10 protein-coding genes, 1 tRNA gene and 1 pseudogene are annotated in these 14,365 nt (G+C 53.9%); 7 read left to right on the plus strand and 5 right to left on the minus strand.

Annotation, left to right across the window (positions count from 1 at the left end; genetic code table 11):
* Positions 1 to 5,582: carbohydrate-binding protein (locus I2G69_RS13840; protein ID WP_195560974.1), on the minus strand; the 5,582-nt coding region annotated here is incomplete at its 3' end.
* A gap of 314 nt (positions 5,583 to 5,896) precedes the next feature.
* Here I2G69_RS13840 and I2G69_RS13845 point away from each other — a divergent pair.
* Positions 5,897 to 6,037, plus strand: coding sequence for a hypothetical protein (locus I2G69_RS13845; RefSeq protein WP_195560975.1), 141 nt, complete (start codon positions 5,897 to 5,899; stop codon positions 6,035 to 6,037).
* 88 nt (positions 6,038 to 6,125) lie between these two features.
* On the opposite strand, the pseudogene I2G69_RS13850 reads toward I2G69_RS13845, so the two are convergent.
* A pseudogene (locus I2G69_RS13850) lies at positions 6,126 to 6,452 on the minus strand (GHKL domain-containing protein); the annotation flags it as partial.
* 179 nt (positions 6,453 to 6,631) lie between these two features.
* On the opposite strand from I2G69_RS13850, the gene I2G69_RS13855 reads away from it, so the two are divergent.
* Positions 6,632 to 7,501, plus strand: a complete 870-nt coding sequence (locus tag I2G69_RS13855) for an ROK family protein (RefSeq protein WP_191448939.1) — start codon at positions 6,632 to 6,634, stop codon at positions 7,499 to 7,501.
* Between the two features lie 104 nt (positions 7,502 to 7,605).
* On the opposite strand, the gene I2G69_RS13860 is transcribed toward I2G69_RS13855, so the two are convergent.
* A tRNA-Val gene (locus I2G69_RS13860) sits at positions 7,606 to 7,682 on the minus strand.
* A 298-nt stretch (positions 7,683 to 7,980) separates the two neighbouring features.
* Here I2G69_RS13860 and I2G69_RS13865 point away from each other — a divergent pair.
* The 5 genes from I2G69_RS13865 (at position 7,981) to I2G69_RS13885 (ending at position 12,277) form a co-directional block, all read left to right on the plus strand.
* A complete protein-coding gene (locus tag I2G69_RS13865) occupies positions 7,981 to 8,835 on the plus strand; it encodes a patatin-like phospholipase family protein (protein WP_191406106.1) in 855 nt (284 codons plus the stop codon).
* A 25-nt stretch (positions 8,836 to 8,860) separates the two neighbouring features.
* Positions 8,861 to 9,565: a flavodoxin family protein gene (locus tag I2G69_RS13870; protein ID WP_195560976.1), complete on the plus strand. Its 705-nt coding sequence runs from the start codon at positions 8,861 to 8,863 to the stop codon at positions 9,563 to 9,565.
* A 79-nt stretch (positions 9,566 to 9,644) separates the two neighbouring features.
* Positions 9,645 to 10,619 carry a metal ABC transporter substrate-binding protein gene (locus tag I2G69_RS13875; RefSeq protein WP_330610170.1) on the plus strand — a complete coding sequence of 325 codons (975 nt, stop codon included), beginning with the start codon at positions 9,645 to 9,647 and terminating at the stop codon, positions 10,617 to 10,619.
* A gap of 66 nt (positions 10,620 to 10,685) precedes the next feature.
* Complete coding sequence (locus I2G69_RS13880; RefSeq protein ID WP_195560977.1) at positions 10,686 to 11,426, plus strand: metal ABC transporter ATP-binding protein; 741 nt, start codon at positions 10,686 to 10,688, stop codon at positions 11,424 to 11,426.
* Complete coding sequence (locus tag I2G69_RS13885; protein ID WP_195451441.1) at positions 11,423 to 12,277, plus strand: metal ABC transporter permease; 855 nt, start codon at positions 11,423 to 11,425, stop codon at positions 12,275 to 12,277. The genes I2G69_RS13880 and I2G69_RS13885 overlap by 4 nt, the downstream gene beginning before the upstream one ends.
* 430 nt (positions 12,278 to 12,707) lie before the next feature.
* On the opposite strand, the gene mglC is transcribed toward I2G69_RS13885, so the two are convergent.
* Positions 12,708 to 13,919 (minus strand): galactose/methyl galactoside ABC transporter permease MglC, encoded by a 1,212-nt coding sequence (mglC, locus tag I2G69_RS13890; RefSeq protein ID WP_191441838.1) that lies wholly within the window; start codon positions 13,917 to 13,919, stop codon positions 12,708 to 12,710.
* Positions 13,920 to 13,936: 17 nt separating this feature from the next.
* On the minus strand, positions 13,937 to 14,365 hold a 429-nt coding region (locus I2G69_RS13895; protein ID WP_195451148.1), incomplete at its 5' end, for an ATP-binding cassette domain-containing protein.

Consider the following 14,365-nt stretch of genomic DNA (forward strand, 5'->3'; position numbering starts at 1 on the left):
GCGTTCTCGAAGAATTCCTTGGCAGACGGCACCAGGCTGTCGATCACGTCCCGCGGCACCGCGTTGGCCTCTTCCAATACGATGCCCAAGATGCTCTTATCCACGCTTGTGAACGTGAAGCGCAGGGTCGTGCTCTCGCCCGGCATCGTGAAGGTATACGTGCAGCCGTCCGCTGCAAACTCGATGTCCTCGCCGTTGAGCTGCGCTCCGGAGAACGCGCCGTCCGTCGGGGTGAAGGTGAAGGTCAGCTCTTCGCCCGGCTGTACCTTCGCGCCATAGATCGCATCTGTGGAGATGATTTCCTCCGCTTCGCCCTCGACGCTCATCGATGCGTTGCCGCTCCACTGTACCGTCAGAAGCTGCGGCTCGGTGTTTTCAGTTTTTTCAAAAGTGAAGGAATGGAAAGCAACCGCACCTTCCACCAGTTCAATGGACACATCCTTTACGCCATTCCAAAGGGAAGACGGGATTTCCACCGTAAAGTCTTGATCGTGGGCCGCATCCCATCCGCCGGTCTGTGCGATTCGGACGTCGACAAACTCGTTGTCGCCCTCTCCGAATCGGAAGCGCAGAAGGGCTTCCTTTTCTTCTTCTGTGTCGGCGCGGCCGTTTGCCACACGGACGGTCAGTTTAGAAGCGCCTGTTGAGCCAAAGTCGAGACCGTCGTAGTAGAGGATTTCACCCTTGTCGAATCCACCGACGACCTGATCAGGCTCGCCGCGTTCCAAGTTGACAGAGCCGTCCACGGAATCATAATTCCTTGCATAGGTGGTAGTATAGGCGGATTTGCTTCTTCCAGTGAGAACCAGTCCATCAATTGCGGCTTGCAATTGTTCAGCCGCTTCCGCTACAGCATCGTTGTCATAGATGTCCACTGCGGATGCTGACTTATAAGCGGCTTCAAAGATTTTCCAGGTTTCTTCCGTGTAAAGGAGGGGCCGGTTCTCAACCTTCGCAGTAATGTCGGCAGCCTCCTGCATGGCGTTTTCGTAATCTTCGTTCACCACGGGGGCGCTGTCGTATCCGGTGAAGACCAGTGCCTCAAAGTCAAAGCTGGTGCCCTTTTCAAAGCCGATGACAAGATCCTGCGGGCCCATAATCCCCTTTGCAGGAACGGTTTGTTTAAAGAACGTCTCAGAGGAGAGCTCATAGGACTCGCCTTCGCCAGCCTTAAAGACAAAGGGAATGGTCTTTTCCGTCCCGTTGTCGTTGTAACGCAGATACCCATAGACGTCTTCTCCATTGAGGCTTCGTCCCTGGATTGTCACTTCTTTGGAGCCATAGCTGCCAAATTCGACATTGTTAAATTTGATTTCCACTTGATCGGTGATTGCGCTGACATAGTTCTGCATGATCACATGGCTTCCGCCGTCGATATCCGTGATTTCAATATCGCCCGCGGCGGATTCCGGATTCATCTGCTCATAGGGGCTGATATACTGCACGGTACCTTCTTCAAACCAGAAGGAATTCAAGGCGATGGAACCATTTTGGAAGACCAACACAAGATCGTGCAGGCCAGAGATACGAGGAATGTCAAAGGTCTGGGACTTGTACTCGCTCCAAGAGCCGGTCGGCTGGAATTCCAGCGTGGTCACCAGTTCGCCGGTGGGGGAATCAAGACGTACCTCGATGATTTGCGAATAACTGTTGTTATTGGAGCCATTGATGGTGATCTTCGCACATCCATTAAGGCCAAAGTCCACATCCTCATAACGGGTCCAGTTGCCAGACGAGATCCCGCCCAGTGCGGTTGCAGGTTGACCGCTTTCATCCGTACCGCTTTCCGTCCGCAAATTGCCGCTGCTTTCCGCATAGGATTCTGCTTCAATCGTCTCGTACGGGTCCACGTTTGTCTTTTCCACAAAGGTCTGGGTCAGATATTCCGGCGTCAGTTCGGCCTCTGGCTGGAATTCATCAGAAGCCATGTACTGAAGGATGCTGTAATAGAGCTGCTTTGCTTCGGGGTATTCCTCCATCTGGTTCAGCAGGTCGAAGGTGCATACCACCAACTTGCCAGCTCCCACGTTTGCTTCAAACAGGCTGCCCAGCTTCCGGCTCCACTCCATGTGGTCAATGTTCCAGGCGAGGGGTTCCAGATCTGCCGGAGCATCGTCCAGGACGACCGCGCGCGAGCCTTTCATCAGATTAAACCACTGATAATCGTTGAAATATTCCGTGGGGAAATAGCGGAAGATCGGGTGGTCGTTTTGTACATACATGCCCATCGTGTGGGCGTCACGGTCCGAGCGGTGGAACATCTTGCTCCAGTAGTCCGTCGTCCAGCGTACGGCCACACTGTCGGGAATGGTTTTCAGGCTGGGCTCCGGCAGGAAGAGGACTTTTTGGCCGTTCTCCAACGCCTGTAGGGTTGCCTGGTCCATGTTGGTAGAGACCAGAACATCCGAAGGCACTGTGGGGTTGAGATCGCTGGGATAGACCCACAGGTCGTAGCTGTTGGAGCCGATGGAATCCACGGAGACCTCCAACTTTAGCTTTGCCGCTTCTGTCACGCCCGCCAAGGAGGTGGTAAAGGCGCCGATCTCTGTTACACCGCCCTGCGCAACGTCCGTCGCGTCAAGGGTTCCCTCTGCAAGGACGGTATCGCCATTTGTCAGTTTCCATTGCCCAACAACGCCGTCCAAAGCGGCCGGGCCGTAGTTGACAACGGAAATCGTTCCCGTCAGATCTTCGGAGTTGGTGAGGACCAGCTTCGGAAGCTGTGCCAAAACAACGACGGAATCGTTAAAGCTCTTATACTGCTCTTTCGTAAAGCCACCGGGCTTGTCTTCCATGAAGTTGTCCAGAATGCCGACGTGTGCGGTGCCCTGGCCGGGGAAGTCCTGGATGCTGAGCAGCTGATAGCCGGCCATATCCGGTGTGCGCAGCGCGGTTTCCATATCGGCACGGTAACCGATCGCGGAGACACGGGCGGATACTTTTGAGAAGATCTCGTTCATGTGAAGCAAGCCTTTGCTCTCCATGAGATCCCGGTAATACTGCAAGTTGCGCGCCTCAAAAACGCCCGATTCATACTTGGGGATTTCTTCGTCGAACAGGGGGAGGACCTGGTACTGGCCCGCCTCGTGGTTCATCAGGGGCTTATCCACCTCTTCAATGGCATGCTGATAGGTGAACGTTGTGTTCGGCTGCATGGACTCCAACGCACCGCCGGAGGCCGCATCCACCCAGGAGAACGAAATGCGCGTATGATACGGGTCGGAATTCGCCCTCGTTTTGCAGGTGGTCCAATAGTCGTCCCCTTCGTTGAGAGAAGGCGCCCAAAAGTTGTTGTTGCTGCCCTCCGCATACAAGCGGGTATCGTCCACGCTGCGGCAGAGCTCGCGGAGCGCGTTTGCGCCGTCCCGGTTGCTGCCGGTGGTATTGAGCTCATTGCCCCATGCAAACATAACAAAGGACGGGTGATTTGCAAGATATTCGAGAATTCTTACAGCCTCTTCGTTGAAATAGTCGCCGAAGGGCGTGCCGCCAAACCCGTAGAGCTCCGGCTGCATGTAGATGCCCAGCTCGTCGGCCGCTTCGAACGCTGCCTCCGGAGGCGTCCAGGAGTGGAAGCGGAAGAAGTTGATGCCGAGTTCTTGTGCTGTGGAGAAGAAGTCGAGCCACTCCTCCTTGGTCATGAACGGGTATCCGGTCAATGGGAAGACGGCGGAATTGCCCTCGCCGCGCATAAAGGTGGTGGTCCCATTGATGGTGAATTTTGTCCCGGAGGTCTTAAATTCACGCATACCGAAGTTTTCGACAAAGGTATCGGAATACATACCTTCTGCATCCAGGGAGACAGTCATTTCATACATGGAGGGATCGAATTCCGACCAGAGGCGGACGTCGTCGCCCATCGCATAGGTGACTTCGATTTCCTTTTCCGTCTCATCCGCGGCCAGGGAGAATTCCTGTACGGCCTGCGGAACGGTATGTACATCGCCCTCGTGGTTGTAGCTGTGCGCCTGGAGGGTCAGGTTGCCGTTGACCGCCTGTCCTGTCGTATTGGAGAGCGTGATCTTTGCCAGAGCGGTTTTGGCGTGAATGTCCGGATAGATCCGCACATCCTGGATAAAGACAGGGTCCACGGCCTTCAGCTCAATTTTTCCAATGATGCCGTTCCAGTTTGTCACCGTCTCTTCCGTCAACATGTGGCTGTTGGTGCCCACCTGATAATCTGTGTTGCGCACCTGCACCGTGATGGTATTTTCCTGGCCGGGGATCAGGCCCGACAGGACGTATTCCTGTGCCGTGCCCAACGTATCGTTGGAATTATAGTTGGCCTGCTCCTGGCCGTTCACCCAGACCTGGGTGTTTTTGGTGCGCTCCATCAGGAATGTCACATGCTTTCCGGCCCAGTTTTCCGGGATAAAAACCTTCTTTTGATAGACCGCATCGCCGGTATAGGTGTATTTGCGGTTCAGATGGTTGGTGTTGACCGATGTATTCCGGTTGCCCTTTTTATTTTCGTCCAGCGTTCCCGGAAGGATACAGGTATCGGACAGGGTGCCGTCCTCTGGGGAATACGAACCCAGTTTCAGCTCCCAGACGCCCGCCAGGGATTTTTGATCGGCAACAATGTGGTCCTGAAAGACTGCGACTGCGGCATCAAGCGCTTCGTAGGCAGAGTGAATCTGTGTTTTATTGGCGGCCTGGTCCTGGAAGACTGCATTCGCTTCTTGGATAGCCGCTGCAAAAGTATCTTTTGCTTCTTCGGACGCTTGACCGTTTTCGGCTCCGGTCCCCGTGCCGTTCAGGAGGGACTGGGATTCCCCGAGCAGGGCTTCCAAGTCGTCACGGCCATACATATTGCGGGACTCCTCAAAAGTATGCAGCGCAGCGGTCAGCGCGTCGGCAGCCGCTTGAATGGCTGCTTCGTCGGATTCCGGCAGGGAGGCGGCTTGCAGCTCCGCTTCGTCGATCGCTTGCTGGAAGAGATCGATCTGTTCCTGGGGATACTGGCCGATTTCCTCACCGGCTTCTGCCTGGCCGATTGCCTCATATGCGTTATCAAGCTGATCCCACAGCGGTGCATAAACGCTCTCGGCGGCAAAGAAATTCAGCTCCGCGCAGGAGGCCATGGATGCGTTTACCGCTTCCAGACGCACATAGCGGGCGGAAACGGGCGCGGAGAAGACCGCTTCTTTTTCGGTCATATCGCTTTCCCAGGAGCCCTCTGCAATGGGCGTGTAGGTGTTTCCATCGGCGCTGACCGAGATCGCATATTCGCGGATATAACCGTTGGAATTCCCGTCCTGCCTGGGCAAATACGTCAGCTTTGTCAACTCGACATTCCGGCCCAAGTCTACGGAGATCCAGTGCGGGGCCGAAGCAGAGGTGCTCCAGCGGGTATGCCACATCGTCCCGGAATCGCCGTCGATGGCCAGGGACGCATAGCAGGTGTCACTGCTGCTCTCTTCACTGGATGCGGTTGCCGTCATCAAAAACTGGGGGATTTTTACAGGGTTGTTGTCGTAGGCAACGGCCTGGACCCACGATAAAGGGATGCTGCTGGCGAGCAAGGCGGCAGTACAGGCCATGGCTGTAACTCGCCTTGCAAAGAATCCTTTCTTTGACATTTTTCTCCTCCTTGATCCAATCTTTTCTTCATCCTCTTTTTAGCGTGTACTCTGTCACCTCCTCATGGCACATAACGATATAAAATATATTATGTGGTTGTATTATTATGATTATTATATAACTTTATAATATTATGTCAATGTATTATAGGGCATATAGTTGAATGTTTTGTTATTTGAAATGTTTTTTTCTGCATACAAAAAATAAAAGCATTCCGGTGTAGGGAATCATTTTTAACACTTGCTCCACATTTAAATAGGAAGGCGCTATGCGTCCGCCATAGGGGCCTCTTGGCCGGAGGCTTGCGAAAAGTATGGCTTGGGATAAACAGGTTCGAGCGGATAAAATAAGGCTGGCGGCCTTAAAGCAGACAACCAACTTTGTTTTTATGGTTCAAAAATCCATAGCGGATTTTGATTTTTTCGAATGCAAAAAACCCTATAAGCAGGGATAAACGCTCCTGGCTTATAGGGCTTCTTGTGTTGGTTCCTATTGGGCATGTAAGGGTTGTGTGGCGACAAATTTTGAAAAAATAAACGTGGTTATGCACTTTGAGGGCGGCGAAGTTCTTCTTCCATAGGCAACAAGACGCTTGCTTGTACATAACCGTTTTCATAAGAAAAGCGAAAGCTCCCGCCGTACTTTTTGACAATATTCCGCACAATCCCCATGCCGATCCCATGCTGTGCAGCGTCCTCTTTGGTAGTCAACAGCAGAGGATTCTCACCGCGGGGATCATGGGGGTATTTGTTGAAGATTTTGAGGGAGATGCAGCCCTTGGCCGCCTTGATTTCCACGCGGATGTCCTTTTCCGGGGCCTTCTCCGAGGCTTCGATGGCATACCCTGCCGCTTCAGGCAGAAGACGGCGAAGAGCTGACCGCTTATGTACCGCTCAAGGAATCCACCGGCGGCGGCTTCCCCGGTTTCCCGGGCTTCCCGGGCGGCGGAGAATCGACAACGACGGTAGAGTCCGTCATAGATCTGGATACGGTTCAGAAGTATTACAATGTCCCGGATTCGCTGGTCTAAGCGGTCGAGGCCGGGGAGATGCCGAGCGACGAGGAAAAGGCGCAGGCGGCGAGCGAGGCGGATTTCGCCATCATCGAACTGCAATCCCCCAGCATGGCGATGGAATACACCGACGGCCGGCCGCAGAACCTGACCTATGGCGAATATACGGCGGACGCCATGCGCGAAGTCAGCATCGGGTACGATTGGTACCACGCGGCCGGCACGCTGGTCCAGTATAACGAGACCCCGGACGAGTCCAAGGGCGATTATAAGTCCAACCGTTCGAGAAAGGGCAACACCCATGCGGGCACCCCGGAAAATCTGGAACTGATCCAGGAGACCGTGGAACTGATGGGCGACAAGCCGATCATCTTCATCCTCAGCATGGAGAACCCGATGGTCGTCTCCGAATTTGAACCCTCCGTGGACGCAATGCTGATGTATGCCTCCATGCGCGCTCTGCGGGGACGGATTGTGGAGCAACTCCAAAACGGGGCCCTATCCCGCCTCGATAGGGGGCATTTGACGGCCAATGCCCTGGCCCAGGCGGTCCAAAAGGGGGATCATGTTGCGTGCGAAGCCTACCGGCAGGTATGCAGTTTTCTGGCGATGGGCATTGTCAGCTTAATCAACCAGTTAAATCCGGGGAAGATCGTGATGGGGGGCCGGCTGGCGGAAATCCATCCGGGGCTCCTTCTGGATACCATCTATAAAGAGGTAGAGAGCCGCACACATTCCTTGCTTGTGGGCAAAATTACGCTGGAAGTCAATCAGCTTCATCCCAGCCCATCTTTGTTGGGGGCCGGTGCTTATGCGGCTTATCAGGAGCTTTCCCATCCGGAACACTTGCTAACGGCTTTTGCAGACAGAACAGCTTTGTACGCACGTGCGCGCGAACTGGCTTAAAAAGAAACCCGCCGGAATGGGAGTTCCCATCTAGGCGGGTCTCTTGCTTCATCTGAAAAACAAAAAAGAAAAGCCCTCAGAACGATATCGTTCTGAGGGCTTTTTGGTGGACATTACAGGACTCGAACCTGTGACCCTTCGCACGTCAAGCGAATGCTCTAGCCAACTGAGCTAAACGTCCATTTCCTTTGGCGGCTCGTCCCCTGACAGAGAGCGCCGTGCCCTCCCAATAAGGGCAGAAAGGATGAGGCGTTTTTAAAGTGCTTTATTATTATATCCGAGACGGTGGGAAAAATCAAGGGGTTTTGTAAAATTTTTTTAATCCCGATTCCATTCGCTTGTAAAAGGGGGATATTTGCCCTATACTGAGAAAAATAGAAAGGGAATATGGGACCCAAATGAAAATACGGCGGCGCATTTCAGCGGCGAATAGGAAATCGCCGGTTTTAGGCCGTCCAATCGAGAAAGGGGAATGCATCATGTCAGTTGGCCTGGTTTTGGAGGGGGGCGGAACACGTGGGGCTTATACCAGCGGCGTGTTGGATGTGTTTAATGAGAACCAGATTGTTTTTCCGGTGGTTTATGGAATTTCCGCAGGGGCGTGCAACGCTTTGAGCTATATCTCCGGACAGGTGGGGCGCAATTTCCGCATTTTTTACGATTATATCCAGGATGACCGGTATATGAGCGTGTCCAGCCTGCGCAAGACGGGAAACCTGTTTGGCTTTGATTTTATTTTCGGGGAGTTGTCGCACAAGCTCCTACCGTTCGATTATCAGGCTTTTTTTGCATCCCCGACCCAGTTGATGGCTGGCACCACGGATTTGCATACTGGAGAAGCCATTTTTTTTGGAAAAGAGGACCTGGACGAAGGCTTTACGCCGGTGCGCGCTTCCAGCGCGATGCCGTTTGTATCGAAAATTGTACGCTATCAAGGCCATGAGCTGTTGGATGGCAGCTATTCCACATCGATCCCCCTGCGGCGTTCTTTGAACGATGGGAATACCCGCAATGTGGTGGTGTTGACGCGCGACGCCTCCTACCGGAAAGGGACCCGGTCCGAATATCCCCGCACAGCGCTTCGAAAAATCTATGGCAAATATCCCAGCTTTATTGAGGCTGTGCAGCGGCGGCCATTGGTATATAACAGCGAATTGGATCTTTGCACCCAACAGGAGCAGGCGGGCAAAGCGGTGTTGATCCGCCCCAGCAAACCCATCCCAGTGGGGCGCTATGAGAAGAATCCGGAGCGCCTGAAACAGGCTTACGAGATGGGTAGAAAGGATGCGGAACAGAAGCTGCCGGAGGTCCGCGCATTGCTTGCACAGGGATAGAAATGTACAGCGGAGGGCGAGAAGCATGAAAATTTGTATCCTATATGGCAGCCCACGAAAAAAGAATACGTATGCGGCGGTACAGCAGATAAAAGAACGCCTGCGTCTTCATGAAGAAGTGGAATTCGTCGAGTACATTTTACAGAAGGAGCCCCACGATTTTTGCTGCGGTTGCTATACCTGTATCAACGGTGCAGAGGAAAAATGCCCCCATGCGGCGCATGTCCAGCCGGTCATTCAGGCGATGCGCGGCGCGGACGGCCTGATTTTTGCAACGCCCGTCTATGTGATGGATATGACGGCCCAGATGAAAGCGTTTTTGGATCACACGGGTTATTTTTATATGGTACACCGCCCCTACCCGGAGATGTTCCAAAAGTCCGCCCTGGTGGTTTCCACGGCGGCGGGGGCCGGTACGAAGGATGCCAATGCGTCGGTCATACGGTCGTTAAAGCACTGGGGCGTCCGCAGGATCTATTCCTGCGGCATTTCGATCTTTGCCCCGGGGTGGGATGCCATTCCTGCTTCCCGCAAACGGAAAATCGAAAAACGGCTTGTTTGTGTGACGGATGCCTTTTGGCGCTCCTTGGGGGCAAAAAAGCGCCCGACGATGCACACAAGGCTGCTGTTTTTCGCAATGAAACAGATGCAAAAGCGCAAGAAAGGGACGGGGGCGGACGCTACCTATTGGAAGCAGCAGGGATGGCTCGATGGAAAGAAGCCGTTTTGAGCGACCGATTTCCCCTTGACAGATATACAACATCGGGGTATGATAGTAAATGCAAATGATTTGCATTTAGGAGGTTCCCGTGAAAAAGAGACAACACGCCGGGAGGCCCGGCGTTTTTTATCCATTGCGGCGGGTGATCGCCGCATTTTTCTGTATGTGCCTGCTTATAACGGCGGCTGCCGGGTGTGCGCCCCGCCAGCAGGAAGCTCCCCCGCGCTTCCGTATCGTCACATCATTTTACCCAATGTATATTATGGCCTTAAATATTACAGATGGGATTGACGGCGTCCAGGTGGACAACATGGCCGGGCAGCAAACAGGGTGCCTGCATGATTACCAGCTGCAATCCAAGGATATGAAAAATATCGAACAGGCGGACGTTTTTGTCATCAATGGGGCTGGTATGGAGAGCTTTATGGAAAAAGTCACCGACCAGCTCCCGGACCTGCGTGTGATTGATTCCAGCGAGGGGATTTCCCTGTTGGTGAGTGGGGAAGATGCCCACGACCATGATGAAGAGGTTGCGCATGACCACAGCGATGCGAATCCCCATATTTGGGTGTCTATTTCCAATTGCATGAAGCAGGTGCGCAACATTGCGGATGGACTCATCGAAGCCGACCCCGAGGACGCGGTGGCTTTGGAGGAGAATACGCAGGAATATCTCGCAAAGCTCAGCGACTTGCGGGGGCGGATGCACGAAGCCCTCGATGATCTTCCAAACCGGGACATCATCACGTTCCACGAGGCGTTCCCCTATTTTGCGGAGGAATTTGACCTGCACATCGTCAAGGTGGTGAACCGGGAGCCCGACAGCCAGCCCAGCGCCAAGGAGCTCGCGGATACCATCCGGTTGATTGAGAGCACGGATGTGAAAGCGGTTTTTGCAGAGCCGCAGTATTCGACGGATGCCGCGCAGATCATTGCCCAAGAGAGCGGCGCCACGGTCTATCTTTTGGACCCGGCCGTGACCGGCGAAAATGATAAGGACGCCTATTTGCGCGCGATGGAACAAAATATGGAGGTTTTGAAAGAGGCATTGGGCGGCGCCTAAGATGCCTTTTTCTTTTACAAATCGTATAGATTCTACAGAATAATACTTGATGGATGGGATTCGAACATGGAACAATGTAAATGTAGTACGCAAATCCGGGGGTTGACGGTGCGCAAACGCGATGGTGTGATTATTCACGACGTCACCCTGGATGTACATCACGGTGAGATCATGGCGATCATCGGGCGCAACGGCGCGGGAAAAACGACCCTGCTCAAAGCGTTGCTGGGGCGCATCCCCTACACCGGAAGCATCACCTTCACCAATCCGAAGGGGGAGCGCGTGGAAAAGCCGCGCATCGGCTATGTGCCCCAGAATATGGTGTTTGACCGCTCGACCCCCATGACCGTTGCGGATATGCTCTGTGCCAATCTCTCGGCGTTCCCGATTTGGCTGGGGCATAAAAAGGAAAAGATGGCGCGTGCCGGCGCCATGCTGCAAAAGGTAGGCGGAAAAAACCTGCTGCAAAAACGGTTGGGGAGCTTGTCCGGCGGTGAGATGCAGCGGGTGCTACTGGCCTTTGCGCTGGAACCCATGCCGGATATGCTCTTGCTGGATGAGCCGGTCTCCGCAGTGGACCGCAAGGGGATCGAGGTCTTTTATGACTTGGTGACCTCCTTGCGCAGCGAATACCACATGCCGGTGATTTTGGTTTCGCACGATCTCTCCCATGTTGCGCGCTATGCCACGCGCGCCGCGCTGCTCGACCGCACGATCCTGGTCAGCGGCGACGTCAAGACGGTGATGGCTTCGCCACAGGTGCGCGAAACCTTTGGCTTGGATGTTGTGGGAGGTGCGCGCGCATGAGTGTTCTATACAGCTTAATTGATACGCTGCTTCCGTTTGAATGGACGGAATTCGCCTACATGAAAAATGCGTTTCTCGCCGTGCTGTTGATCACCCCGTTGTTCGGCCTGGTCGGGACCATGGTGGTCAACAACAAGATGAGCTTTTTTTCCGATGCGCTCGGCCATTCGGCCCTCACCGGAATCGCCATCGGCGTTTTGCTCGGCGTGGACAATTATCTGCTTTCGATGCTGGGGTTCGCGCTCCTGTTTGCCCTGTGCATATCGGCGGTGATGAGCTCCGGGACGTCGTCGGCGGATACGATCATCGGCGTATTCTCCAGCACCGGCTTGGCGCTGGGCGTGGTATTGCTCTCCGCAACCGGGGGCTTTGCCAAGTATTCCAGTTACCTGATCGGCGATATCCTGACCGTACAGCCGTCCGAAATCGGCCTGCTGGCCATCGTGCTGGCCGCCGTGGTGATCATTTGGATACTCTTTTTCAACCGTTTCCTGCTGACCAGCGTCAATACCGACCTGGCGGCCAGCAAGAACATCCACACGCGCCTGATGGAAAAGCTCTTTGTTGTGATTGTTGCGGTGATCGTCACGATTACAATCAAATGGGTGGGGATTTTAATCATCAATTCCCTGTTGGTATTACCGGCGGCGTCGGCAAGGAATCTGGCGAGGAGCATGCGCTCCTATCACTTCTGGGCGATTGGCATTTCCCTATTCTCCGGCGTCAGCGGCTTGATTGCGTCGTACTACCTGGGGACCGCAGCGGGCGGAACCATTGTTTTGATCGCCGCAGCCATCTTCTTTGTGACCTATGTACTGGGGCATGCCGGCGGAAAGAGCCGTGTGGGTTGATTCCTGTAGAAATCATGATGCCACATGCCGTTATCCTCTAAGGGGGTAGCGGCATGTGGCTTTTTGCACGGAAATTGACACGATTTCTTTTCCAGTGCGATGCAAGGAGGCACATGGAAAAGGGATTCCCACAGATGGATGAAAATTCCTTATGGAAGTTTGGAAAGCGCAGTGGACAGGGAAATCGGAGAAAGGACGGTCCACAGCAGTATATCGGAAAGGAAGGGGGAAGTATGCCGGCGGGCATGCCCAGCAAGGGGTGCCGCCGAGGGGAAGTCCGGCGCAACACTTAGAAGCGCCGTACCCATGTTGGAGAACGTCCTTCCTTTCTATAACATATTAAGGATAGAAAAATGGGAAATGCCCGGGGCCCTTCTGCAGAAGGGGGCTCCCCGGGCATTTCCGTTTGGCAATGGGTATATGCAATCGCTTATTTGCGCTTGTACTTGGAAAGGTCGATGGCCACAGCGACAGCGATGATGATGCCTTTGATAATCTGCTGCCACATCGGGCTGATGCCGATGAACTGCAAGCCATACTGGATAACGGTGAAGATCAACACGCCGCTGACGATGCCGCCGACGGTACCGATACCACCGTTCAACGATACGCCGCCGACCACGCAAGCTGCGATGGCGTCTGTTTCATAGCCGTCGCCGTAGTTGTTCGTTGCACCTGCGGTTCTGGCTGCTTCCAGGACGCCGCCGACGCCGTACATGAAGGAAGCGAGGATGAAGATCAACATGATGGTCTTGAATACGTTGACGCCGGAAACGACAGCCGCTTCACGGTTGCCGCCGATCGCGTAAACGTCCTTGCCAAAGGTGGTCTTATTCAGGATAAACCAAATGGCAATGGTGAAGAAGACAGCGATCGGGACCAAAATCGAAATTCTGCCAAACAGCTTGGTCTGGCCAAGTGCGGAGAAGTCCGGACGGATACCGCCGATCGGCTGGGAGCTGTTCGGAGGCATATCGAAATACAGGGAACATGCGCCGTAGATCATAACCTGCGTTGCCAAGGTCGCAATAAAGGGATGCATGTCATACTTTGCAACCAGGAATCCGTTCAATGCGCCGAACAGCATGCAGGCGAGGATTGCCGCAATAATCGGCAGGAATACCGGCAGCTGCGGGAGATTCGGATAGAAGCGGTTCGCATAGGTAGCCGTCTGCAGCATGGAGGTGGAAACAACTGCCGCCAAGCCGACCATACGGCCTGCGGACAGGTCCGTACCGGCGATCAGGAGGGCGAAGCAGATGCCCAGTGCGATGATCAGTCTTGTGGAGGACTGCGTCAAGATATCCAGGATGACCTGAATCTGCATGAAACGGGGCTCAATGAAGCAGATGACAATAACCAGTACCAGCAATGCCAGCATAATGGCGTTATTCGTCAAGAAATTCTTTGCGGTTCTTGTCGAAAAGAAGACTTCCGGGTTGAGGCGATGCCCCCGTACAATTTGGAAAATACCGTAAATGACGGCAGCTATGCCGATGCCTACAATAAACCAGGGCAAATCAAATGTTTTTTCCGCATCCAAGACAAACGAAAAGATGACGCCGAGAATAGCCAGCACAATACCGGCGCCAATAAAAATAGTCGCATATTGCTTGCGCGGGATGCTCTTCGCGTTTTGCATAATTGATGTTCCACTCCTTACATAAATTTCGTAGCCAGGCGCATAACCGAAACGGAGTCCGCCTCCTCGCGGTCCAGGAAGCCCGTCACGCGGCCTTCGCACATGACCATCACGCGGTCCGCCATGCCCAGCAATTCCGGCATCTCCGAGGAGATCATGATGATCGACTTGCCTTCTTTAATCAAGTCGTGCATGATCGTATAGATCTCGTATTTCGCACCGACGTCGATGCCGCGCGTCGGTTCATCCAGGATCAGGATGTCCGGATGCGTCAAGAGCCACCGCGCAATCAGAACCTTCTGCTGGTTGCCGCCCGACAGGTTCTGCATCAATTCCTTCATGCTCGGCGTCTTGGTGTGCATGCTCTCATTGGATTCCTTTGCCGCCTTAAAGCGCTTGCCTTCCTGCAAGACGCCGTGCTTTGCAAAACTCCTCTGCGCCGCAAT

The organism is Anaeromassilibacillus sp. D41t1_190614_C2, from assembly GCF_015558525.1.
Lineage (GTDB): Bacteria > Bacillota > Clostridia > Oscillospirales > Acutalibacteraceae > Anaeromassilibacillus > Anaeromassilibacillus stercoravium.

Bases quoted from the DNA above. Each gene is read 5' to 3' on its own strand.
- I2G69_RS13845 (WP_195560975.1), top strand. From the start codon at position 5,897: ATGGCTTGGGATAAACAGGTTCGAGCGGATAAAATAAGGCTGGCGGCC.
- I2G69_RS13855 (WP_191448939.1), top strand. From the start codon at position 6,632: ATGCCGAGCGACGAGGAAAAGGCGCAGGCGGCGAGCGAGGCGGATTTC.
- I2G69_RS13865 (WP_191406106.1), top strand. From the start codon at position 7,981: ATGTCAGTTGGCCTGGTTTTGGAGGGGGGCGGAACACGTGGGGCTTAT.
- I2G69_RS13870 (WP_195560976.1), top strand. From the start codon at position 8,861: ATGAAAATTTGTATCCTATATGGCAGCCCACGAAAAAAGAATACGTAT.
- I2G69_RS13880 (WP_195560977.1), top strand. From the start codon at position 10,686: ATGGAACAATGTAAATGTAGTACGCAAATCCGGGGGTTGACGGTGCGC.
- I2G69_RS13885 (WP_195451441.1), top strand. From the start codon at position 11,423: ATGAGTGTTCTATACAGCTTAATTGATACGCTGCTTCCGTTTGAATGG.
- mglC (WP_191441838.1), bottom strand. From the start codon at position 13,919: ATGCAAAACGCGAAGAGCATCCCGCGCAAGCAATATGCGACTATTTTT.